Consider the following 23247-nt stretch of genomic DNA (forward strand, 5'->3'; position numbering starts at 1 on the left):
CTTATGACCCAAATCATTCCATCAGACTTCGACATTGCGGCCGAAGACAGCACTGAGTTCGTGCCTATGCGCGGCGTGGCCAATCCGCATTTGCAGACCATGCTGCCGCGACTGATCCGCCGCAAGGTTCAGTTCACCCCGCACTGGCAACGGCTTGACCTGCCAGACGGTGATTTTCTGGATCTCGCCTGGAGCGAAGCGCCTGAACAGGCTCGCCATAAGCCGCGTCTGGTGGTTTTCCACGGTCTGGAAGGCAGCCTGCACAGCCCGTATGCGCATGGGCTAATTGAGGCGGCAAAAGCGCGCGGCTGGCTCGGCGTGGTGATGCATTTTCGCGGCTGCAGCGGTGAACCGAATCGTCAGAAACGCATTTATCACTCGGGTGAAACCGAAGACGGCACGTGGTTTTTACACTGGCTGCGGGAAAATTATGGCACCGTGCCAACGGCCGCCGTGGGCTACTCGCTGGGCGGGAATATGCTGGCCTGTCTGCTGGCCAAAGAGGGTGAAAGCGTACCGCTGGATGCCGCCGTCATTGTCTCCGCGCCGTTTATGCTCGAGCAGTGCAGCTACCACATGGATAAAGGCTTTTCCCGCGTCTACCAGCGCTACCTGCTCAACCTGCTGAAGGCCAACGCGGCGCGTAAGCTGAAGGCCTACCCGGATACCCTGCCGGTAAGCCTGCGCCAGCTGAAAAAGGTGCGTCGTATCCGCGAGTTCGACGACCTGATCACCGCGAAAATCCACGGCTTCGCCGATGCGATTGACTATTATCGTCAGTGCAGCGCCATGCCGCTGCTCAGCAAGATCACGCAGCCGACGCTGATTATTCATGCCAAAGATGACCCGTTTATGGATCATCACTCGATCCCCGCTCAGGAATTCCTGCCCGACAACGTTCACTATCAGTTGACCGAGCATGGCGGCCACGTCGGGTTTATCGGGGGCACGCTGCGCCGCCCGAAAATGTGGCTTGAGGCGCGAATTCCTGACTGGCTGACCCCTTATCTGGACGGTGCAAAATGATTATTCCCTGGCAGGATCTGGCTCCCGAAACGCTCGATAATCTGATTGAAAGCTTTGTATTACGCGAAGGCACCGATTATGGTGAACAGGAACGCTCGCTTGAGCAAAAGGTCAACGATGTTAAGCGCCAGCTGAAAAGCGGCGACGTGGTGCTGGTGTGGTCAGAACTGCATGAGACGGTCAATATCATGCCCCGCAACGCGTTTCACGGCTGATCTTCCACCCTTTTCAGTCAGGGAGTTGCTATGTCTGCCAGACATCCGGTTATTGCCGTTACGGGGTCGAGTGGTGCGGGAACCACCACCACCAGCCTCGCATTTCGCAAGATTTTCGCCCAGCTGAATCTCCGTGCGGCGGAGGTCGAAGGCGACAGCTTTCACCGCTACACGCGTCCGGAGATGGACATGGCCATTCGTAAGGCGCGCGATTCGGGTAAACACATCAGCTACTTCGGCCCGGAGGCCAATGACTTTGGCCTGCTGGAACAAACCTTTATAGAGTACGGTAAGAGCGGCAAAGGGCAGTCCCGCAAGTATCTGCACACCTATGATGAAGCCGTACCCTGGAATCAGGTGCCGGGAACCTTTACCCCGTGGCAGCCGCTGCCGGAACCCACCGACGTCCTGTTTTACGAAGGATTGCACGGCGGCGTGGTCACCCCTCAACACGATGTGGCGCGCCACGTGGATCTGCTGGTCGGCGTGGTCCCTATCGTTAACCTGGAGTGGATCCAGAAGCTGACGCGTGACATGAGCGAGCGTGGCCATTCTCGCGAAGCGGTGATGGACTCCGTGGTGCGCTCCATGGAGGATTACATTAACTTCCTGACGCCGCAGTTCTCCCGCACCCATATCAACTTCCAGCGCGTGCCGACGGTGGACACCTCCAACCCGTTCGCGGCCAAAAGCATCCCGTCGCTGGATGAGAGCTTTGTGGTGATCCATTTCCGCAATCTCGAAGGCATTGATTACCCCTGGCTGCTGGCAATGCTGCAGGGCTCGTTTATTTCGCACATGAATACGTTAGTCGTGCCGGGCGGAAAAATGGGGCTGGCGATGGAGCTCATCATGACGCCGCTGGTGGAGCGACTGATGGAAGGGAAGCAGATCGCGTGAGCATGTTCCCTCTCCCTGTGGGAGAGGGTTAGGGTGAGGGCATCAACACGCACGATGCCCCATCAATCACGCCTCGATCACTTCATACGAATGCGTGATTTTTACCGCTTTCTCCAGCATTAACGCCACAGAGCAGTACTTCTCCGCAGACAGGTCCACCGCACGCGAGACCGCCGCGTCTTTCAGCTCTTTACCGGTGACCACAAAGTGCAGGTTAATATGGGTGAACAGGCGTGGCGCCTCTTCGCGACGCTCTGACGTGAGTTTAACCTCACAATCCGTCACGTCATGACGTCCTTTTTGCAGAATCGACACCACGTCAATTGCGCTGCATCCGCCTGCCGCCATCAGCACCATTTCCATTGGGCTGGGTGCTTTATCGCCGGAGTTACCGTCCATCAAAATCTGGTGTCCTGACGCGGACTCGCCCAGGAACGTTAAACCTTCAACCCATTTCACGCGCGCTTGCATATTCATTAACTCCAACGTTGCATTTTTGGTGACAGATTACGTGTGCGTTACATTTATCGCAATGGAAGGCGACCTGCATCATGCTGAAGCGAGACACCAGGAGACACGCGGCGAAAGCTATGCTAAAACACTCAGGATGCTACAGTAATACATTGACGTTACACGTGTATGCAGAGGACATCAAACTTTACTGGCTGCGAAACGTTACGGTAGCCGACTTCCCAGGGTATGGGTAAGAATTCGATTGCAACCCCAGAGTCCGGATGCATCTGATGACTCTGGTGACAGCTTATAACAGAGGATAACAGCGCATGGTGCTTGGCAAACCGCAAACAGACCCGACTCTCGAATGGTTCTTGTCTCATTGCCACATTCATAAGTACCCATCGAAGAGCACGCTGATTCACCAGGGTGAAAAAGCGGAAACGTTGTATTACATCGTTAAAGGCTCGGTGGCAGTGCTGATCAAAGATGAAGAAGGGAAAGAGATGATCCTTTCTTATCTGAACCAGGGCGATTTCATCGGTGAACTGGGCCTGTTTGAAGAGGGCCAGGAACGTAGCGCCTGGGTTCGAGCAAAGACAGCATGTGAAGTGGCTGAAATTTCTTACAAGAAGTTCCGTCAGCTGATTCAGGTTAACCCTGACATCCTGATGCGTCTTTCTTCCCAGATGGCGCGCCGTCTGCAGGTCACGTCAGAGAAAGTGGGTAACCTCGCCTTCCTGGACGTTACCGGCCGTATCGCACAAACCCTGTTGAACCTGGCGAAACAGCCAGACGCCATGACCCACCCGGACGGCATGCAAATTAAAATTACCCGTCAGGAAATTGGTCAGATCGTCGGCTGCTCCCGTGAAACAGTGGGCCGTATCCTGAAAATGCTGGAAGATCAAAACCTGATCTCCGCCCACGGTAAAACCATCGTGGTCTACGGAACGCGTTAATTCCGCTTAAACGGCGTGCCATCGCAAGGTGTCACGCCGTTTTTGTCTCTACTCCCCATGTGGCGCAGGCTGATCTATCACCCGGAAGTTAACTACGCACTGCGGCAAACGCTGGTGTTGTGTCTTCCTGTGGCCATAGGCCTGATCCTCGGACATCTTCAGCAAGGCCTGCTGTTTTCCCTCGTGCCCGCCTGCTGCAACATCGCCGGTCTGGACACGCCGCATAAGCGTTTTTTCAAACGCCTGATCGTTGGTGGCTGCCTGTTTGCGGGCTGTAGCCTCGCCGTACAACTCCTGCTTGCCCGGGATATCCCGCTGCCGCTGATCCTGACCGTACTGGCGATGACCCTTGGCGTCACGGCGGAAATCAGTTCGCTGCATGCTCGCCTGCTTCCCGCCTCGCTGATTGCGGCCATTTTCACGCTGAGCCTCGCCGGGAACATGCCGGTGTGGGAGCCGCTGCTGATCTACGCCCTGGGGACATTATGGTACGGGCTGTTTAACTGGTTTTGGTTCTGGCTGTGGCGGGAGCAGCCGCTGCGTGAATCCCTGAGCCTGCTCTATGTGCAGCTTGCGGATTACTGCGAGGCCAAATACACCCTGCTCACCCAGCACACCGATCCGGAAAAATCCTTACCGCCGCTGCTGACGCGCCAGCAGAAGGTGGTGGATCTCATAAGCCAGTGCTATCAGCAGCTGCATATGCTCGCCGCCAACAAGAACCACGAGTACAAGCGGCTGCTGCGCACCTTCCAGGTCGGGCTGGATCTACAGGAGCATATCTCCGTAAGCCTTCACCACCCGCAGGAGGTGCAAAAGCTGGTCGAGCGCAGCCACGCCGAAGCGGTGATCCGCTGGAACGCGCAGACCGTATCGGCACGTCTGCGGATCCTGGCCGATGATATTCTCTACCACCGCTACCCGACGCGCTTTAACATGGAAAAACAGCTGGGCGCGCTGGAGAAAATCGCCCGCCAGCATCCCGATAACCCGGTCGGCCAGTTTGCCGCCTGGCACTTCAGCCGCATCGCCCGCGTGTTGCGCACCCAGCGCCCGCTTTATCCCCGCGACCTGATGGCGGATAAGCAAAAACGGCTTCCGCTATTGGCCGCGCTCAAAAGCTATCTTTCTCTTAAATCGTCAGCCCTGCGCAACGCCGCAAGGATTAGCGTGATGCTCAGTACCGCCAGCCTGATGGGCATGGCGCTGCACCTGCCGAAACCCTACTGGATCTTAATGACCGTGCTGTTTGTCACCCAGAACGGCTACGGCGCCACGCGGGTGCGTATTCTGCATCGGGCTGGCGGAACGCTGGCCGGGCTGATCATTGCGGGCGTGACGCTGCACTTCCACGTGCCGGAAGGCTATACCCTGGCAGGGATGCTGGCGATTACGCTGGTGAGCTACCTGATTATCCGCAAAAACTACGGCTGGGCGATGGTGGGCTTTACGGTGACGGCGGTATATACGCTGCAGTTGCTCACGCTCAATGGCGAACAGTTTATTGTCGCGAGGCTGATTGATACCCTGATCGGCTGCCTGATTGCCTTTGGCGGCATGGTCTGGCTGTGGCCGCAGTGGCAGAGCGGGCTGCTGAGGCAGAACGCCCACGACGCGCTGGAAGCGGATCAGGAGGCCATCAGGCTAATCCTCAGCGACAATCCTCAACCGACGCCGCTGGCCTATCAGCGGATGAAGGTCAACCAGGCGCACAACGCCCTGTTTAACTCGCTCAACCAGGCGATGCAGGAGCCGGGCTTTAACTCGCACTATCTGGCAGACATGAAGCTCTGGGTGACGCACAGCCAGTTTATCGTCGAGCATATTAACGCCATGACCACGCTGGCGCGCGAGCACACGATGCTGACGCCGGATCTGGCGCAGCGCTATTTGCAGTCGTGTGAAATTGCGTTGCAGAGGTGCCAGCAGCGTCTGGAGTATGACGCGCCGGGCGAGTCGGGCGACTCAAATATTCTGGAAGCGCCGGAGACGTTGACCCACGGGCCAATGAGCACCCTGGAGCAGCATTTACAGCGCGTTCTGGGGCATCTGAACACCATGCACACCATTTCGTCGGTGGCATGGCGTCAGCGTCCGCATCACGGCATTTGGTTAACGCGCCGGCTAAAGCGAACCGAGTATTAGCCTTTTACGATCTTCTCGACCGCCGCGGCAAAGCGGGTTAACCCGTCTTCGATGTCTTTGTCTTCTACCACCAGCGACGGCGCAAAGCGCATCACGTCAGGCCCGGCATTAAGCACCATCACCCCTTCGTGCGCGGCGGCGTGCAGGAAGTCGCGCGCGCGGCCTTTGTACTGAGGCTTCAGTTCGGCGCCAATCAACAGCCCCATCCCGCGGATTTCGCTGAACACATCGTACTGCTCATCAATCTTTTGCAGGTGTTTTACGAAAAGCTCGCGCTTCGCGCTAACGGCGTTCAACACCTCCGGCGTGTTGATAATGTCGAATGCGGCACCCGCCACGGCGCTCGCCAGCGGGTTACCGCCGTAGGTGGAACCATGAGAACCGACGTGGAACGCGGAGGCGATCTCCTGCGTCGTCAGTACCGCACTCACCGGGAAACCGCCGCCGAGCGCTTTGGCGCTGGTCAGAATATCCGGCGTCACGCCGTAGTGCATATAAGCGAACAGATCGCCGGTACGCCCCATCCCGCACTGCACTTCATCAAAGACCAGCAGCGCCTGATGCTCGTCGCACAGCGCGCGCAGCCCTTTCAGGAATTCCGGGGTTGCCGCCGTCACGCCGCCTTCCCCCTGGATCGGCTCGACAACAACGGCGCAGGTATGGTCGTCCATGACCGCTTTCACCGCGTGCAGATCGTTAAACGGCACGTGGACAATGTCGGCCGGTTTCGGGCCAAACCCGTCGGAATACTTCGGTTGGCCGCCAACGGAGACGGTAAAGAAGGAGCGTCCGTGGAAGGCATTGTGGAAGGCGATGATTTTGGTTTTGTACGGGCTGTGGCGCGTTGTCGCGTAGTAGCGTGCCAGCTTAAACGCAGTTTCGTTGGCTTCAGTGCCGGAGTTCATAAACAGCACGCGCTCGGCAAAGGTCGCATCGATGATCTTGCGGCCCAGGCCCAGCGCCGGTTCGTTGGTGAACACATTGCTGGTATGCCACAGGGTTTCGCCCTGGGTTTTCAGCGCCTCAACCAGCGCGGGATGGCAATGACCCAGCGCCGTGACCGCAATCCCGCCCGCGAAATCCACATACTCTTTACCCTGCTGATCCCAGACGCGGCTGCCTTTCCCCTTCACCGGGATAAACTCAGCCGGTGCATAAATCGGCAGGATCACTTCATCAAATGTCGCGCGGGTAATTGCTGGTTGTTCAGTTGCCATGTCATGACCATCCATTTTTATGTCACAGTGATTGTGAAAATATAATCACAAAATATGCATAAAAAATCACAGCAAGGCAACAGATATTCAGCGATTGAGGAAATTTGCCAGCAGCGCGTGCCCCTGCTCGCTGAGGATGCTTTCCGGGTGGAACTGCACGCCTTCGAGGTCCCATTCGCGGTGGCGAATCCCCATGATCTCCTGCGTATCGCTCCAGGCGGTCACCTCAAAGCAGTCGGGCAGGGTCGACGGGTCAATCACCAGGGAATGGTAGCGCGTCACGGTTAACGGGTTATTGAGCCCCGTGAATACCCCGGTGCCGGCGTGGGTGACCGGAGAGGTTTTACCGTGCATCACTTTCGCGGCGCGCACGATGGTGGCACCAAACGCCTGAGCAATCGCCTGATGGCCCAGACAAACGCCCAGGATCGGCAGCTTGCCGGCATAGTGCTGGATAACATCCAAAGAAATACCCGATTCTGACGGCGTACACGGCCCCGGAGAAATCACGATTTTCTGCGGAGCCAGCGTCCCGATATCGGCCAGTCCGATCTCGTCGTTGCGGCGGACAACCACCTCTGCACCCAGTTCACAAAAATACTGGTAAAGGTTCCAGGTGAAGGAATCGTAGTTATCAATCAGCAGAATCATGGCGGCTCCCGAAAAAAATGCCGCCCTATTCTACTCAGATTCCCGCGCTTCGCTCACTACTTTGGCAAAGATAGCGTTGAGCGCGGTTAAATCTCCCGTTGCGCCGCTTCGGTTAGCCGTCACCCACTGGTCGGGATCGATATCGCGCCAGTCCAGCGAGTAGCCCGCGTGGAGCGCCAGCTGCTCGAAGAAAACGCGCTGGGCAATACCGTTGCCGCGCATAAACGGATGCAGCATGTTGATTTCGCAGTAATAGTGGCTAACCCGGTCAACAAACGCCGCTTTCTCAAGACCCACGAGATACTTTTCGCTTTCCAGCGCCGCCATCAGCTCGTTGCCCATCTTCTCGATGTATTCGAAATGGCAGAAAGGAATATCCCCTTTAAAAATATCGTCGGTACGGAGCTCGCCCGCCCGCTTCATCTCGCTGCGGTACAAATGACGATGAATGAGGCACAGATGGGGCAACCCGGGCGCGGAAGGCCCAAGCTCCAGCGTCTCAATATGGGGCTCTGAGGGACCATTACCTTTTTCAAGGAGACAACTGGCCTGTAAATTGACGTTACGCTGCTGTTCCCAGAGACGGGATTTTTGCTTGTCGGTGAGCTTTTTCACTTAACGCCTCCCTGAATAGTCCGTTTGCCACAAGTATAAGCAGCAAAACGCGCTTTCGCAGGGAGGGTCATATAACGCGGGCAGAAGAAGCCCGCGCTCAGAAGAATTACGGCAGAACTTTTGCGGAGAGGATAACCACCGGTTTTGTCGGCACATTCTGGTACGGACCGACGTCGTGAGTAGGCACCTGAGAAATCTTATCGGCCACGTCCATGCCTTTCACAATCTTACCGAAAACGGCATAGCCAAAGTCGCGCTGACCGTGGTCGAGGAAGGCGTTATCCGCCACGTTCAGGAAGAACTGGCTGGTCGCGCTGTCTTTGTCTGCGGTACGCGCCATGGAGATGGTGCCGCGCTTGTTCAGCAGGCCGTTGTCCGCTTCGTTTTTGATTGGCGGGTTAGGCTGCTTCTGCTGCATCTGCTCGTTGAAGCCGCCGCCCTGCACCATGAAGCCTGGGATCACGCGGTGGAAAGTGGTGTTGTTATAGAAACCACTGTTCACATAGTCGAGGAAGTTTTTTACGGAAACAGGGGCTTTCTGGCTATTCAGTTCCAGCTCAATATTCCCGGCAGAGGTGGTCAGCAGAACGTGAGGGTCCCCTTTGGCTGCCAGCGCAGCAGGGGAAACGGCAGAAAGAGCAAACACAGCTGCGACAGCCGCCAGTGTTGATTTGAGCATGAGAATTCCTTAACAAAGCGCAGTATAAAAAGCGAATGGCTTGATTCTAAAGAGCAGTATGAACGGAGACCAGCCTTTTACCTAATTTTACGAAATTGAAACAATTATTACCGCGCAAACGATTGGTTACGCCGTCAATTAATGTGATTTAGATCACACTAAAACCTGCAATGACGTAATCATTGCCCTTAAAAGATAGGAATAGATCACTTTAGCGACTAAAATCTGCCCGCTCTCAGCGCCCCCGGGCGTTTTTCTTTTTCTGAACAGGCCAGACATGACTAACAGCAATCGCATCAAGCTCACATGGATCAGCTTCTTCTCCTACGCCCTGACCGGCGCGTTGGTGATCGTCACCGGGATGGTGATGGGGAATATCGCAGACTACTTCCAGCTGCCCGTTTCCAGCATGAGTAACACCTTTACCTTCCTCAACGCGGGGATCCTGATCTCTATCTTCCTGAATGCCTGGCTGATGGAAATCGTCCCGCTGAAAACCCAGCTGCGCTTTGGCTTTGTGCTGATGGTTGCCGCCGTGGCGGGCCTGATGCTGAGCCACAGCATCGCCCTGTTCTCCGCAGCTATGTTCGTGCTGGGTCTGGTCAGCGGGATCACCATGTCGATCGGTACGTTCCTCATTACCCACATGTATGAAGGCCGCCAGCGCGGCGCGCGTCTGCTGTTTACCGACTCCTTCTTCAGCATGGCCGGAATGATTTTCCCGATGGTCGCGGCGGTTCTGCTGGCGCGCAGCATTGAGTGGTACTGGGTTTATGCCTGCATCGGCCTGGTCTACGTGGCGATCTTTATTCTGACCTTCGGCTGCGAGTTCCCGGTGCTGGGCAAGAAAGCGCAAACCACCGCCGAGCCGGTTGCGAAAGAAAAGTGGGGCATCGGCGTGCTGTTCCTCTCCATCGCCGCGCTGTGCTACATCCTGGGCCAGCTGGGCTTTATCTCCTGGGTACCGGAGTACGCTAAAGGTCTGGGCATGAGCCTGAACGATGCGGGTAAACTGGTGAGCGATTTCTGGATGTCTTACATGTTCGGCATGTGGGCGTTTAGCTTCATCCTGCGCTTCTTCGACCTGCAGCGCATTCTGACCGTGCTGGCGGGGCTGGCGACCGTGCTGATGTACCTGTTCATCAACGGTTCACCGGAGCACATGCCGTGGTTCATTCTGACCCTGGGCTTCTTCTCCAGCGCCATTTATACCTCTATCATCACCCTGGGCTCCCTGCAGACCAAAGTGGCCTCGCCGAAGCTGGTTAACTTCGTCCTGACCTGCGGCACCATCGGCACCATGCTGACCTTCGTGGTCACCGGCCCGATCGTCGCCCACAGCGGCCCGCTGGCGGCGCTGCACACCGCGAACGGTCTGTATGCCGTGGTGTTCATCATGTGCTTCGTTCTGGGCTTCGTGACCCGCCACCGCCAGCACAACGCGGCGGCAGCGTCTCACTAACCCCTACGCCCCTTTGCGCTCGGCAGAGGGGCTGTTTCTGGCAAAACTTACCTCTTCTCCTCCGATATCCATCTGGATCCACGTCTGCGCCAGCTGCGTCGTGGCGATCACCCGTCCCTGACGAATCGACCAGCGCACCGGCACCTGACAGCGCACCGCTTCAAACCCGCTCTCGGCAGGCAGAATAATCAGGTTCGCCGGGTTCCCCGTGGCAATACCGTAATCGCTCAGGCCGAAGGTACGGGCGCTGTTATGGGTGATGAGATTCAGGCCGCTGTCGATTTGCGGATAGCCCATCATCTGACAGACGTGCAGCCCCATGTGCAGCACCTGCAGCATGTTGCCGGTGCCGAGCGGGTACCACGGGTCGAAGACGTCGTCATGACCGAAGCAGACGTTAATGCCCGCTTCCTGCAGCTCTCTCACCCGGGTGATGCCGCGGCGCTTCGGATAGTCATCAAAGCGCCCCTGCAGATGAATATTGACCAGCGGGTTAGCGACGAAGTTAATCCCCGACATTTTCAGCAGACGGAAGAGCCGCGAGGTGTAAGCGCCGTTGTAGGAATGCATGGCGGTGGTGTGGCTGGCCGTCACGCGCGGGCCGATGCCTGCCTCATACGCCAGCGTTGCCACCGTCTCGACAAACCGCGACTGCTCGTCGTCGATTTCATCGCAGTGGATATCCAGCGGACGGTCATACTTCTTCGCCAGTTCAAAAGCGATATGCAGCGACTGCACGCCATACTCGCGGGTGAACTCGAAGTGCGGGATCGCCCCCACCACGTCGGCCCCCAGCCTTAACGCCTCTTCCAGCAGCGCCGCGCCGTTCGGGTAAGAGAGAATACCTTCCTGCGGGAACGCGACGATTTGCAGCGTCACCCACGGGGCAACCTCCTGCTTCACCTCCAGCATCGCCTTCAGGGCGGTGAGCGTCGGGTCGGAGACATCCACATGGGTACGGACAAACTGGATGCCGTTGGCAATTTGCCACTTCAGCGTTTTCCAGGCGCGCGCTTTAACATCCTCATGGCTGAGCAACGCCTTGCGCTCCGCCCAGCGCTCAATGCCTTCGAACAGCGTGCCGGACTGGTTCCAGTTCGGCTCACCCGCGGTCTGGGTCGTATCAAGATGAATATGCGGCTCAATGAACGGCGGGATAGCAAGCCCGCCGCGCGCGTTCAATACTTCATAACTTTCGGCGTGGGTGTCGTCCATCGGGGTGATGTCACCAAATCGCCCGTTCTCAATGGCGAGCTGCCACAGCCCTTCCTGACCCGGTAAACGAACATTCTGAACAAGCCATAACGGTGTTGTAGACATACCCTTCCCCTAAAAAACGCCGCTGATATTCAGGCGTATCGATTTTGGCAAAACCGCCCCTGATTTGTACACAAATTCAACGAGCACGAAAAGCCTGCGATTTCCGCCACTTATAAAAATCCTGACAAATCAGTTATATACCACCTAAGGAGTAGGCGAAGACGTATTTGATTTGCATCAATAAGCGCCCCTGCTGAATCGTTAAGGTAGGCAATAATAGAAAAGAAATCGAGGCAATAATGAGCAAAGTCAGACTCGCTATCATCGGTAACGGCATGGTCGGCCACCGCTTTATTGAGGATCTTCTCGATAAGGCCGATGCTGAGCAGTTCGATATTACCGTGTTCTGTGAAGAACCCCGCAAGGCGTACGACCGTGTGCACCTGTCTTCCTACTTCTCCCATCATACCGCCGAAGAGCTCTCTCTGGTGCGCGAAGGTTTCTACGAGAAGCATGGCGTAAAAGTGCTGGTGGGCGAACGCGCTATCACCATCAACCGTCAGGAAAAAGTGATCCACTCCAGCGCCGGGCGTACGGTTTTTTACGACAAGCTGATCATGGCGACGGGCTCCTATCCGTGGATCCCGCCGATCAAAGGCTCGGAAACTCAGGATTGCTTCGTCTACCGTACCATTGAAGACCTCAACGCCATCGAATCCTGCGCCCGTCGCAGCCGTCGCGGCGCGGTCGTCGGCGGCGGCCTGCTGGGTCTGGAAGCGGCAGGCGCGCTGAAAAACCTCGGCGTTGAAACCCACGTCATCGAATTTGCCCCGATGCTGATGGCCGAACAGCTCGACCACATGGGCGGTGACCAGCTGCGTCGTAAAATCGAAAGCATGGGCGTGAAGGTTCACACCAGCAAGAACACCAAAGAGATCGTTCAGGAAGGGACTGAAGCGCGCAAAACCATGCGCTTTGCCGACGGCAGCGAGCTGGAAGTGGACTTCATCGTCTTCTCCACCGGTATTCGCCCGCGCGACAAGCTGGCGACCCAGTGCGGGCTGGCCGTGGCGCAGCGCGGCGGGATCATGATCAACGACGCCTGCCAGACCTCCGATCCGGATATCTACGCCATCGGCGAATGCGCCAGCTGGAATAACCGCGTCTACGGCCTGGTGGCGCCGGGCTACAAAATGGCGCAGGTCACCGTGGACCATATCCTCGGCAGCGAAAACGCGTTTACCGGTGCAGACATGAGCGCCAAGCTGAAGCTGCTGGGCGTGGACGTGGGCGGTATTGGCGATGCGCATGGCCGCACGCCCGGCGCTCGCAGCTATGTCTATCTCGACGAAAGCAAAGAAGTCTACAAACGTCTTATCGTCAGCCAGGACAACAAAACCCTGCTCGGCGCGGTGCTGGTGGGCGACACCAGCGACTTCGGCAACCTGCTCCAGCTGGTGCTGAACGCCATCGAGCTGCCGGAAAACCCGGACGCGCTGATCCTCCCGGCGCACGCGTCCAGCGGCAAGCCGTCTATCGGCGTGGATAAACTGCCGGACAGCGCGCAAATTTGCTCCTGCTTCGACGTCACCAAAGGCATGCTGATCTCCGCCATCAACAAAGGCTGCCACACCGTGGCGGCACTGAAAGCGGAAACCAAAGCCGGTACCGGCTGCGGCGGCTGTATTCCGCTGGTCACTCAGGTGCTGAACGCCGAACTGGCGAAACAGGGCATCGAAGTGAACAACAACCTGTGCGAGCACTTCGCGTATTCTCGCCAGGAGCTGTATCACCTGATCCGCGTGGAAGGCATCAAGTCCTTCGACGAACTGCTGGCGAAACACGGCCAGGGCTACGGCTGCGAAGTGTGTAAACCGACCGTCGGCTCCCTGCTGGCCTCCTGCTGGAACGAGTACGTACTCAAGCCGGAACATACGCCGCTGCAGGACACCAACGACAACTTCCTGGCGAACATCCAGAAAGACGGCACCTACTCCGTTATTCCACGCTCAGCCGGGGGCGAAATCACGCCGGAAGGGCTGGTCGCCGTGGGCCGTATTGCCCGTGAATTTAACCTGTACACCAAAATTACCGGTTCCCAGCGTATTGGCCTGTTTGGCGCGCAGAAAGACGATCTGCCGGAAATCTGGCGTCAGCTGATTGAAGCCGGCTTCGAAACCGGTCACGCGTATGCCAAAGCGCTGCGCATGGCGAAAACCTGCGTGGGGAGCACCTGGTGCCGCTACGGCGTCGGCGACAGCGTGGGCTTCGGCGTGGAGCTGGAAAACCGCTACAAAGGCATCCGTACCCCGCACAAAATGAAGTTTGGCGTCTCCGGCTGTACCCGCGAATGTGCGGAAGCGCAGGGTAAAGACGTGGGGATCATCGCCACCGAGAAGGGCTGGAACCTGTACGTCTGCGGCAACGGCGGGATGAAGCCACGCCACGCGGACCTGCTGGCGGCGGATCTCGATCGCGACACGCTGGTTCAGTATCTCGACCGCTTCATGATGTTCTATATCCGCACCGCCGATAAGCTGACCCGTACCGCCTCCTGGCTCGATAACCTGGAAGGCGGCATCGACTACCTGAAAGCGGTGATCATCGACGACAAGCTGGGGCTGAACGAGCATCTGGAAGCCGAGATGGCGCGCCTGCGCGAGGCGGTGATCTGCGAGTGGACGGAAACCGTCAACACCCCGGCGGCGCAGACGCGCTTCAAACACTTTATCAACAGCACCCAGCGCGACCCGAACGTACAGGTTGTACCGGAGCGTGAACAGCATCGTCCGGCGACACCGTATGAACGTATTCCGGTCACGCTGGTGGAGGAAAACGCATGAGCCAGTGGATAAACATTTGCGATATTAACGACATCATCCCGGCCACCGGCGTATGCGCGCTGCTGGGCAGCGAGCAGGTTGCGATTTTCCGCCCTCGCCACGATGAACAGGTTTTTGCCATCAGCAATATCGACCCGTTCTTCGAGGCCAGCGTGCTCTCCCGCGGACTGATTGCCGAGCATCAGGGCGAACTGTGGGTCGCCAGCCCGCTGAAAAAGCAGCGTTTCCGCTTAAGCGACGGTTACTGCATGGAAGATGAGAGTCATTCAGTGAAGCACTATGACGTTCGCGTGAAGGACGGCAAGGTGCAGCTGAAAGGCTGATCCCCGCCTTTTCAATACGAAAAGCTTATGACCCCTTATGGGTAACGGCAGGAAAAACCGTATGTTTTGTACGATTCCTGCTGTTATCCTGACGTCAATTCTTACCCCCTCCATGAAAGCTGCGAGGTAACGTCGTGGATCACCTGCCGATTTTCTGTCAATTACGCAACCGCGACTGCCTGCTCGTGGGCGGCGGCGACGTGGCTGAACGCAAAGCGCGCCTGCTGCTAGAGGCTGGCGCCCGGCTCACCGTCAATGCCCTCACCTTCGCCCCACAGTTTGAGGTCTGGGCTCAGGAAGGGATGCTCACGCTGGAACAGGGTGAGTTTGATGAATCCCTGCTCGATACCTGCTGGCTGACGATTGCCGCAACGGACGACGATGAAGTGAACCAGCGCGTCAGCGACGCCTGCGAAGCGCGTCGAATCTTCTGCAACGTGGTGGATGCGCCGAAAGAGGCCAGCTTTATCATGCCCTCGATTATCGACCGCTCGCCGCTGATGATTGCGGTGTCGTCCGGTGGACGCTCGCCGGTTCTCGCCCGCCTGCTGCGGGAAAAGCTGGAAGCCGTGCTGCCGCAGCACCTTGGTCAGATTGCGCATTACGCCGGGCAGCTCCGCTCCCGCGTGAAGCAAACCTTCTCGACCGTGGGCGAGCGCCGTCGCTTCTGGGAAAAATTCTTTGTGAACGACAGGCTGGCGCAGTCGCTGGCGAATCAGGACACCAAAGCCGTAGAAGAGACGACCGAACAGCTGCTCAGCGAGCCGCTGGACCATCGCGGCGAAGTGGTGCTGGTGGGCGCAGGCCCCGGCGATGCGGGCTTGCTGACGCTGAAAGGGCTACAGCAGATCCAGCAGGCCGATACCGTAGTTTACGATCGCCTGGTCTCTGATGACATCATGAACCTGGTACGCCGCGATGCCGACCGCGTATTCGTTGGTAAACGGGCGGGCTATCACTGCGTGCCGCAGGAGGAGATTAACCAGATCCTCCTGCGCGAGGCGCAGAAAGGTAAGCGCGTGGTGCGCCTTAAGGGTGGCGATCCGTTTATCTTTGGTCGCGGCGGCGAGGAGCTGGAAACCCTGTGTGACGCGGGTATTCCGTTCTCCGTCGTGCCGGGCATTACGGCGGCATCCGGCTGCTCAGCTTACTCTGGCATTCCGCTGACCCACCGCGACTATGCCCAGAGCGTGCGTCTGGTGACGGGCCATCTGAAAACCGGCTGCGAGCTGGACTGGCATAACCTGGCCGCGGAAAAGCAGACGCTGGTCTTCTATATGGGGCTGAACCAGGCCGCGACGATTCAGGCGAAGCTGCTGGAGCACGGCATGGAGGCTGATATGCCGGTTGCGCTGGTGGAAAACGGTACGTCCATCAAGCAACGCGTGGTGAATGGCGTACTGACGCAGCTCGGTGAGCTGGCGCAGCAGGTCGAAAGCCCGGCGCTGATTGTGGTGGGTCGTGTGGTTGAGCTGCGCGATAAGCTGAACTGGTTCTCAAATCACTAACGCATATTCTTCATTTGCGGAGTAGTCCTTATGCGGACTACTCCCCTCTTACTGCTGTCGATAACATACCGCCCCGAAGTGGAATTTCTCCCTTTATTCCCCTGAGTTACATCCAACTTTCGTTTTTAAGACAAGGAATGCGTATGTTCAAACTGGCAAAAGCCGCCGTTCTGGTTGGCCTGTTATCGACTCTGACTGCCTGTACCGGTCATGTACAGAACACCAAAAATAACTGCAGCTACGATTACCTGCTGCACCCGGCGATCTCCATTTCTAAGATCATCGGCGGTTGCGGCCCGGCGGCGGATCAGTAAGCGTTTTTCAGGCGTAAAAAAACCGGGATATCCCGGTTTTTTTGTGTAGGGAAGTGCGGCCTGATGCCCTCACCCTGACCCTCTCCCACAGTGAGAGGGTACAACCCTAAAAACGGTAACGTGGTTACCGTTTTGCTTTTACCTACGGTTTACCCACAAATCCAATCGCTTCGTACACCGCTTTCAGGGTTTCGGACGCGCGCGCGCTGGCTTTTTCCGCGCCGTCTTTCATCACCTTCTGCAGGAAAGCTTCGTCGTTACGGTAGCGGTGATAACGCTCCTGCAGCTCGGTAAGCATGCCGGAAACGGCGTCTGCCACTTCACCTTTCAGGTGGCCGTACATCTTGCCTTCGAAGTGTTTTTCCAGTTCAGGAATGCTCTGGCCGGTCACGCCGGAGAGGATATCCAGCAGGTTGGAGACGCCCGCTTTGTTCTGCACGTCGTAGCGCACTACAGGCGGCTCGTCGGAGTCGGTGACTGCGCGCTTGAGCTTTTTGACGACGGATTTCGGATCTTCCAGCAGGCCGATAACGTTGTTGCGGTTATCGTCAGACTTGGACATCTTCTTGGTCGGCTCCAGCAGCGACATCACGCGCGCACCGGACTTCGGAATGAATGGCTCTGGCACTTTAAACACATCGCCGTAAATCGCGTTAAAGCGCTGGGCGATATCGCGGCTCAGCTCCAGGTGCTGCTTCTGGTCTTCACCTACCGGTACCTGGTTGGTTTGATACAGCAGGATGTCCGCCGCCATCAGCACCGGATAGTCGAACAGACCGGCGTTGATGTTTTCAGAGTAGCGCGCGGATTTATCCTTGAACTGGGTCATACGGCTCAACTCGCCGAAATAGGTGTAGCAGTTCAGCGCCCAGCCCAGCTGCGCGTGCTCCGGCACGTGAGACTGAACGAAAATGGTGCTCTTCTCAGGATCGATGCCGCAGGCCAGGTACAGCGCCAGGGTGTCCAGGGTGGCTTTACGCAGCTTCTCAGGATCCTGACGCGCGGTAATCGCATGGAGATCGACGATGCAGTAAATGCAATGGTACTCATCCTGCATGCTGACCCACTGACGTAACGCACCCATGTAGTTACCAATGGTCAATTCACCTGAAGGCTGTGCGCCACTAAAAACGATGGGCTTAGTCATTATTCAATTCCTGATGTTCACTGTGCGAAAGCCCGAGTGCGGGCAACAAATCTTTGAAGTGGTCGAAGACCACATCCGGCTCACTTAGCGTGATGGCTTCACCGTAGTTGTAGCCATAGGTTAATCCGACGGAAGGACACCCAGCCGCTCGGGCAGCCAGAATATCATTGCGCGAATCCCCGACAAAGAGCAGCTCCGCAGGCGTTAAGGATAATTTTCCTGCCACCAGCAACAGCGGTTCCGGATGCGGCTTTTTGTTCTGCACGTCGTCGCCGCCCACAATCACGGAGAAATACTTCGCGATATCGAGCGCTTCCAGCAGCGGTGCAACAAACGGCGTCGGTTTGTTGGTCACCAGCCCCAGCGGAATGCCCTTCGCGTGCAGCGCGCTCAGCGTTTCCTGAACGTCCGGGAACAGGAAACTGCCCTCCTCGACGGTCTCTTCATAGAAACGATCGAACAGTTTGCGCAGAATCCGCAGCTGTTCATCCTTAGGGATGTCAGCGTGGTCAACGCTCGGTTTACCCTGCGCGGAACGCTGCGACGCGCGCTCCTGACGCGCCCACGTCAACGCGCGCTCCATCAGGACATCGGCGCCGTTGCCAATCCACGTTACCACGCGCTCTTCTCCCGCAACGGGGAGTTCAAGGGCGTACAGCGCCTGGTCTACGGCGCTCGTTAAGCCCGGCGCGCTGTCGACCAGCGTGCCGTCGAGGTCAAATGCGATACCCCGAATTGCCTGCAATTTATCCATGACTTACCTTCGCCAGCTCACGGCGCATTTCATCAATGACTTTTTTGTAATCCGGTTGGTCGAAAATTGCCGAACCTGCAACGAACATATCCGCGCCGGCTGCCGCAATTTCACCAATGTTATTCACTTTCACACCGCCGTCCACTTCCAGGCGAATATCGTAACCTGACTCATCAATACGACGGCGCACTTCACGCAGCTTATCCAGCGTGTGGGGAATGAACGACTGACCGCCAAAGCCCGGGTTAACGGACATCAGCAGAATCACGTCCAGCTTGTCCATGACATAGTCGAGACAGCTCAGCGGCGTGGCCGGGTTAAACACCAGGCCCGCCTTACAGCCGTTCTCTTTGATCAGCTGCAGCGTGCGGTCCACGTGTTCAGAGGCTTCCGGATGGAAAGTGATGATACTGGCACCCGCTGCGGCGAAGTCAGGCACGATGCGATCAACAGGCTTCACCATCAGGTGAACGTCAATAGGCGCGGTAATGCCATAGTTACGTAATGCCTTGAGCACCATTGGGCCAATGGTCAGGTTAGGGACGTAGTGGTTATCCATAACGTCAAAATGGACGACATCTGCGCCAGCCGCGAGAGCTTTGGCGGTGTCTTCACCCAGGCGGGCAAAATCGGCCGACAGAATTGAGGGAGCAATCAAAAACTGTTTCATCCGCTTCTCCTTGAAATGTGTTTACCGGCGGGCAAAACGGCTCAGGGGCGATAAAGAGCCAGAAGTTCGTCCACCTTTTTACGTGTGCCGCCGTTGCTGCTAATGCTACGCCGCACTTTGACCTGAAAATGCTTCGCGGCTTTATACCATTCGCGCGTATCAGGCGTGTCGTGATTCGAAATTAACACCGGAATTCTTTTGCTGACCAGCTTTTCTGCCATCTCCGCCAGACGGGCCTGTTCGGCCGGGCTGAAGCTGTTGGTGTGATAAGCGGTGAAATTCGCCGTTGCAGACAGTGGTGCGTAAGGCGGGTCACAGTAAACCACCGAGTTTACGCCTGCCAGCTCCATACACTCTTCATAGGAGAGGCAATGAAACTCTGCGTTCTGCGCTTTTTCGGCAAAGTGGTACAGCTCGTCCTGCGGGAAATACGGGCGCTTATAGCGACCAAACGGCACGTTAAACTCCCCGCGTAGGTTATAGCGGCACAGGCCGTTGTAACCATGACGGTTGAGATAGAGGAACAGCAGCGCCCGACGGAACGGATCCTGACTCTGATTAAACTCAGTGCGGAACTGGTAGTAAACGTCCGGCTGATTGTTCTCCGGCGTAAACAGTTTGCGCGCCTCTGCGACATACTCTTCGGTACGCAGCTTAACAATGTTATAGAGGCTGATGAGGTCGTTGTTGATATCCGCCAGGATATAACGAGAAAAATCGGTGTTCAGGAACACCGATCCTGCGCCCACGAAAGGCTCGATTAGACACTCGCCTTTTGGCAGGTGCTTTTTAATATCATCGAGCAGGGGGTATTTCCCCCCTGCCCATTTCAGAAAAGCGCGATTTTTTTTCATGCTGACTAACTGATTACACCTTCTCCGGCTGTGGAGAAAGCTCCGACAGCATCCTGCGCTTTAAACATTACTTCAGATCGGCCTGAACCTGATGAATCGGCTTCGCCCAGGGATTTTTTGCCTGAACATCCGCTGGCAGTGCCGCTACGGCACGTTTCGCTTCATCTTTGGACGAATAAACGCCGCTGACCAGCACATACCACGGCTGACCGTTACGGGTCGTCTGATAAACAACATAGTCTTTCAGATTTGATTTCTTCGCCCAGCTGTTGAGGTTGTCATAGTTAGACGAACTGCTCAGCTGCAGCGTGTAGTTGCTGGATGGCGCAGACTTCATCGAGCCAACATTACCTGCCGTTTTGCCTGCGGCGCTGCTGGAGGCTGTTGCCGTGGCTGCCGGAGCCGTTGCTGCAGGTGCAGCCGGTGCCGCTGTGGTTGTCGTTGCTTTCGGCGCAGTCTGCGTGACTGGCGCTTTAGCAGGCTCGCTCACCGCAGCCGTTTCGGTGCGTTTCGGCTGTGCCGGTACGGCTTTCACTTCAGGCGCTTTTACGACTGCCTGAGGTTTGGTTTCACGCTTAGGCTCAATCACCGCCTGCTTACGTTCAGGACGCGTCGCAGTTTGCGTCTGGCGCGGTTTGGTTTCCGTCGCAGCCGTTTGTGGCTGAGCGTTACCACCGCGAATCGGGGCAACGGTTGCCGGCTCAGTTGGCAGCGTAGAGTTAACCACGACGTTATCAACCTGCTGCTGGTTCTGCGGCTGCGTCAGCGCATTGTTCAGATCACCCTGAACTTCTACGCGCTGCTGGCCTTCAGGCGTGGCAGGTGCCTGACCCTGAGCAGGGGTTGAAGAAACGGGCGGCAGAGAAACATCCTGCGGCGCTGTGGTGTTACCTGCGGTCTGCTCTGCGGAAGTCGCACCCGGTGCAGGCTGTGCGCCATTCGCCTGATTGGTCGCATCGTTACCGGACAGGTTGATGCTCTTCTCAGCGGAAGCAGTTTGCTCGGTTGAGTTCGTTGACGGTGCTTTAAGCGCGGAGCCAATGCCGACAATCAGCAGCACAAGCACCAGAACGCCCAGGCCCATCATGATGTACTGGCGGGAAGCCGGTTTCGGCGCAGCGGCTTTTTTACGTTTACGTGGGCGACGCTCTACAGGCTGTTCGTCCATTGAATCTTCTTCGGACTCATAATCCTCTTCTGCTCGCTCTTCGTGCGCGTTGCGGCTGCGCGAAGGGCGACGATCGTCTGCATCCAGATCAACATCGTCAAAGTTGATCTGCGGCTCGTTATCACGTTCTGAAGATTGACGAGAACGACCAGTACGACGATCGCTGGGATCGGGTTTCAGCTCGTCTTCTGGTTTGAATTCATCCATTTAACACCCCACTCAAAGGCTTATGCTAACGACTTTGCATTTCACCTGAAGCTAAACGACCACCGGCGACAGTGGCCTGACCTTTCTAGTTGTTACGCCTGCTGACAATCAGCGATAGCGCCAAGAACGACATCGTGCGGCACTCCGCCGCGCACTTCACTCTTCCCTATTGCAAGCGGGAGTACAAGACGCATCTCACCTGCCAATACTTTTTTATCGCGCATCATGTGGGGTAAATACGCTTGCGCCGACATCTCCTGCGGCCCGGTTACCGGCAAACCTGCACGCTCAAGCAGCGCAATGATGCGTGCCGTCTCTTCAGGTTTAAACTGCCCCAGACGTTCAGAGGTGCGCGCTGCCATGACCATACCGGCCGCGACGGCTTCACCGTGCAGCCAGTTGCCGTAACCCATCTCGGCTTCAATGGCGTGGCCAAACGTATGCCCAAGATTCAGTAAAGCACGTAAGCCCGTTTCACGCTCGTCTGCAGCGACAACTTCTGCTTTCAGTTCACAACAACGACGAATGCAGTATGCCAGTGTAGCCTCATCCAGGCACAGCAGCGCATCCATATTCTCTTCAAGCCAGCTAAAGAACTCGCCATCCAGAATAATGCCGTATTTGATCACTTCCGCCAGACCCGAAGCCAGTTCGCGCTTCGGCAGGGTTTTCAGACAGTCGAGATCCACCACCACCGATGCGGGCTGGTAAAACGCGCCAATCATGTTTTTGCCGAGCGGATGGTTAACTGCCGTTTTGCCACCCACAGAGGAGTCGACCTGGGACAGCAACGTGGTCGGGATTTGAATAAAACGGACGCCACGTTGATAGCTTGCGGCCGCAAAGCCGGTCAGATCGCCCACAACACCGCCGCCCAGGGCAAGCAGTGTTGTATCGCGACCGTGCGGTTTTTGCAGCAATGCGGTAAAGACGGTATCCAGTACCGTCAGGCTTTTATACTGCTCGCCATCGGGGAGAATCACACTGTCGACTTTTACGCCCGCCTGCTCAAGCAGGTGGTGCACGCGGTCGAGATAAAGCGGAGCCAGCGTCTCATTGGTGACCAGCATCGCCTGATCACCCGCTTTCAGTGGTAAAAAGGAAGCTGGGTCGTTAAACAAACCAGCCGCGATGGTGATAGGGTAACTACGTTCCCCGAGAGTAACTGTAATCCTCTCCATGACGCGACATCCACCTTTAATGCTTTTACCCGCAGGCGAGTGTATATAAAGCCAGAATCAGTTGCTTTCCAGCATATGAATAATCTGGTTTGCAACCACTTTAGCGCTCTGGTCGTCAGTACGAATGGTCACGTCGGCAATCTCTTCATACAGCGGATTGCGTTCATCGGCCAACGCTTCCAGAACTTCGCGTGGTGGCGTTTCAACCTGCAGCAGCGGGCGCTTTTTATCGCGCTGCGTACGTGCCAGCTGTTTCTCAATGGTCGTCTCAAGATAGACCACTACGCCACGGGCGGAGAGACGGTTACGGGTTTCGCGAGATTTCACAGAACCGCCGCCTGTTGCCAGAACGATGCCCTGTTTTTCCGTGAGTTCGTTGATCACTTTTTCTTCTCGGTCACGGAAACCTTCTTCGCCTTCTACATCGAAAACCCAGCCCACATCAGCTCCGGTTCGTTTCTCAATCTCTTGATCAGAATCGTAAAATTCCATATTGAGTTGTTGAGCTAACTGACGCCCAATAGTGCTTTTGCCGGCACCCATAGGCCCAACCAGAAAGATATTGCGTTTCTCTGCCATTTTATCGGTACTACTAAGACTATTCGTTAATGGTAATTCCCGCTTCGCAGACACCCAGCGTAGCAGGACATGAACTGAAACCTCATATGCAATAGAGCGAGAGTCAGACTAAAA

Annotated in this window: 23 protein-coding genes; 10 read left to right on the plus strand and 13 right to left on the minus strand. The window is 56.6% G+C overall.

From position 1 onward, the window contains the following. Positions 1-3: 3 nt before the first annotated feature. Genes EnteroDNA1_RS12160 through EnteroDNA1_RS12170 form a run of 3 tightly spaced genes read left to right on the plus strand, consistent with a single transcriptional unit; the run spans position 4 to position 2141 of the window. Positions 4-1026: a hydrolase gene (locus EnteroDNA1_RS12160; RefSeq protein WP_039263094.1), complete on the plus strand. Its 1023-nt coding sequence runs from the start codon at positions 4-6 to the stop codon at positions 1024-1026. Then, complete coding sequence (locus EnteroDNA1_RS12165; RefSeq protein ID WP_008503016.1) at positions 1023-1241, plus strand: YheU family protein; 219 nt, start codon at positions 1023-1025, stop codon at positions 1239-1241. The genes EnteroDNA1_RS12160 and EnteroDNA1_RS12165 overlap by 4 nt, the downstream gene beginning before the upstream one ends. Before the next feature lie 30 nt (positions 1242-1271). Then, positions 1272-2141, plus strand: coding sequence for a phosphoribulokinase (locus EnteroDNA1_RS12170; protein ID WP_023309465.1), 870 nt, complete (start codon positions 1272-1274; stop codon positions 2139-2141). Positions 2142-2207: 66 nt separating this feature from the next. On the opposite strand, the gene EnteroDNA1_RS12175 is transcribed toward EnteroDNA1_RS12170, so the two are convergent. After that, positions 2208-2612 carry an OsmC family protein gene (locus EnteroDNA1_RS12175; RefSeq protein WP_008503018.1) on the minus strand — a complete coding sequence of 135 codons (405 nt, stop codon included), beginning with the start codon at positions 2610-2612 and terminating at the stop codon, positions 2208-2210. A 311-nt stretch (positions 2613-2923) separates the two neighbouring features. Here EnteroDNA1_RS12175 and crp point away from each other — a divergent pair, with 311 nt between their 5' ends. Then, on the plus strand, positions 2924-3556 hold the full coding sequence (gene crp / locus EnteroDNA1_RS12180; RefSeq protein WP_000242758.1) for a cAMP-activated global transcriptional regulator CRP: 633 nt from the start codon (positions 2924-2926) through the stop codon (positions 3554-3556). A gap of 57 nt (positions 3557-3613) precedes the next feature. Further along, a complete protein-coding gene (locus tag EnteroDNA1_RS12185) occupies positions 3614-5701 on the plus strand; it encodes a YccS/YhfK family putative transporter (RefSeq protein WP_069303361.1) in 2088 nt (695 codons plus the stop codon). On the opposite strand, the gene argD is transcribed toward EnteroDNA1_RS12185, so the two are convergent. The 4 genes from argD to ppiA all read right to left on the minus strand — a co-directional run bounded on the left by argD (position 5698) and on the right by ppiA (position 8863). Further along, positions 5698-6918 (minus strand): bifunctional acetylornithine/succinyldiaminopimelate transaminase, encoded by a 1221-nt coding sequence (gene argD / locus EnteroDNA1_RS12190; RefSeq protein ID WP_170864511.1) that lies wholly within the window; start codon positions 6916-6918, stop codon positions 5698-5700. The genes EnteroDNA1_RS12185 and argD overlap by 4 nt on opposite strands. An 87-nt stretch (positions 6919-7005) precedes the next feature. Next, on the minus strand, positions 7006-7569 hold the full coding sequence (gene pabA, locus EnteroDNA1_RS12195) for an aminodeoxychorismate synthase component 2 (RefSeq protein ID WP_047059796.1): 564 nt from the start codon (positions 7567-7569) through the stop codon (positions 7006-7008). Positions 7570-7599: 30 nt separating this feature from the next. After that, on the minus strand, positions 7600-8184 hold the full coding sequence (locus EnteroDNA1_RS12200; RefSeq protein ID WP_069303363.1) for a putative adenosine monophosphate-protein transferase Fic: 585 nt from the start codon (positions 8182-8184) through the stop codon (positions 7600-7602). A gap of 106 nt (positions 8185-8290) precedes the next feature. Continuing rightward, positions 8291-8863 (minus strand): peptidylprolyl isomerase A, encoded by a 573-nt coding sequence (gene ppiA, locus EnteroDNA1_RS12205; protein WP_064673712.1) that lies wholly within the window; start codon positions 8861-8863, stop codon positions 8291-8293. Positions 8864-9140: 277 nt separating this feature from the next. Between ppiA and tsgA the strand changes: the two genes are divergently transcribed. Then, the gene (gene tsgA, locus EnteroDNA1_RS12210) at positions 9141-10325 is read left to right on the plus strand and encodes an MFS transporter TsgA (RefSeq protein WP_039263090.1); all 1185 of its coding nucleotides are present in this window, start codon (positions 9141-9143) and stop codon (positions 10323-10325) included. Positions 10326-10328: 3 nt separating this feature from the next. Here the strand turns inward: tsgA and EnteroDNA1_RS12215 are convergent, their stop codons facing one another. Beyond that, the gene (locus tag EnteroDNA1_RS12215) at positions 10329-11645 is read right to left on the minus strand and encodes a cytosine deaminase (protein WP_069303364.1); all 1317 of its coding nucleotides are present in this window, start codon (positions 11643-11645) and stop codon (positions 10329-10331) included. Between the two features lie 239 nt (positions 11646-11884). Between EnteroDNA1_RS12215 and nirB the strand changes: the two genes are divergently transcribed. From nirB to EnteroDNA1_RS12235, 4 genes are all read left to right on the plus strand, one after another. Continuing rightward, entirely contained in the window at positions 11885-14428 is a 2544-nt protein-coding gene (nirB, locus tag EnteroDNA1_RS12220; protein WP_069303365.1) for a nitrite reductase large subunit NirB, read from the plus strand. Next, positions 14425-14751, plus strand: coding sequence for a nitrite reductase small subunit NirD (nirD, locus tag EnteroDNA1_RS12225; protein WP_023309475.1), 327 nt, complete (start codon positions 14425-14427; stop codon positions 14749-14751). Before nirB ends, nirD begins: the two co-directional genes overlap by 4 nt. 134 nt (positions 14752-14885) lie before the next feature. Beyond that, positions 14886-16259: a siroheme synthase CysG gene (cysG, locus tag EnteroDNA1_RS12230; RefSeq protein ID WP_069303366.1), complete on the plus strand. Its 1374-nt coding sequence runs from the start codon at positions 14886-14888 to the stop codon at positions 16257-16259. A gap of 143 nt (positions 16260-16402) precedes the next feature. Then, entirely contained in the window at positions 16403-16573 is a 171-nt protein-coding gene (locus EnteroDNA1_RS12235; RefSeq protein ID WP_033146806.1) for a YhfL family protein, read from the plus strand. 142 nt (positions 16574-16715) lie between these two features. Here the strand turns inward: EnteroDNA1_RS12235 and trpS are convergent, their stop codons facing one another. From trpS to aroK, 7 genes are all read right to left on the minus strand, one after another. Beyond that, positions 16716-17720, minus strand: a complete 1005-nt coding sequence (trpS, locus tag EnteroDNA1_RS12240) for a tryptophan--tRNA ligase (protein WP_023309477.1) — start codon at positions 17718-17720, stop codon at positions 16716-16718. After that, the gene (gph, locus tag EnteroDNA1_RS12245) at positions 17713-18474 is read right to left on the minus strand and encodes a phosphoglycolate phosphatase (protein WP_033146807.1); all 762 of its coding nucleotides are present in this window, start codon (positions 18472-18474) and stop codon (positions 17713-17715) included. Before gph ends, trpS begins: the two co-directional genes overlap by 8 nt. Beyond that, positions 18467-19144, minus strand: a complete 678-nt coding sequence (rpe, locus tag EnteroDNA1_RS12250) for a ribulose-phosphate 3-epimerase (RefSeq protein WP_069303367.1) — start codon at positions 19142-19144, stop codon at positions 18467-18469. Before rpe ends, gph begins: the two co-directional genes overlap by 8 nt. Positions 19145-19185: 41 nt before the next feature. After that, complete coding sequence (dam, locus tag EnteroDNA1_RS12255; protein WP_033146808.1) at positions 19186-19998, minus strand: adenine-specific DNA-methyltransferase; 813 nt, start codon at positions 19996-19998, stop codon at positions 19186-19188. A gap of 67 nt (positions 19999-20065) precedes the next feature. After that, the gene (damX, locus tag EnteroDNA1_RS12260; RefSeq protein WP_069303368.1) at positions 20066-21373 is read right to left on the minus strand and encodes a cell division protein DamX; all 1308 of its coding nucleotides are present in this window, start codon (positions 21371-21373) and stop codon (positions 20066-20068) included. A 92-nt stretch (positions 21374-21465) separates the two neighbouring features. After that, entirely contained in the window at positions 21466-22554 is a 1089-nt protein-coding gene (aroB, locus tag EnteroDNA1_RS12265; RefSeq protein WP_069303369.1) for a 3-dehydroquinate synthase, read from the minus strand. A 57-nt stretch (positions 22555-22611) separates the two neighbouring features. Next, positions 22612-23133: a shikimate kinase AroK gene (gene aroK, locus EnteroDNA1_RS12270; protein ID WP_003861630.1), complete on the minus strand. Its 522-nt coding sequence runs from the start codon at positions 23131-23133 to the stop codon at positions 22612-22614. Positions 23134-23247 lie beyond the last annotated feature (114 nt).

This window comes from Enterobacter sp. HK169 (genome assembly GCF_001719105.1).
GTDB lineage: Bacteria > Pseudomonadota > Gammaproteobacteria > Enterobacterales > Enterobacteriaceae > Enterobacter > Enterobacter asburiae_B.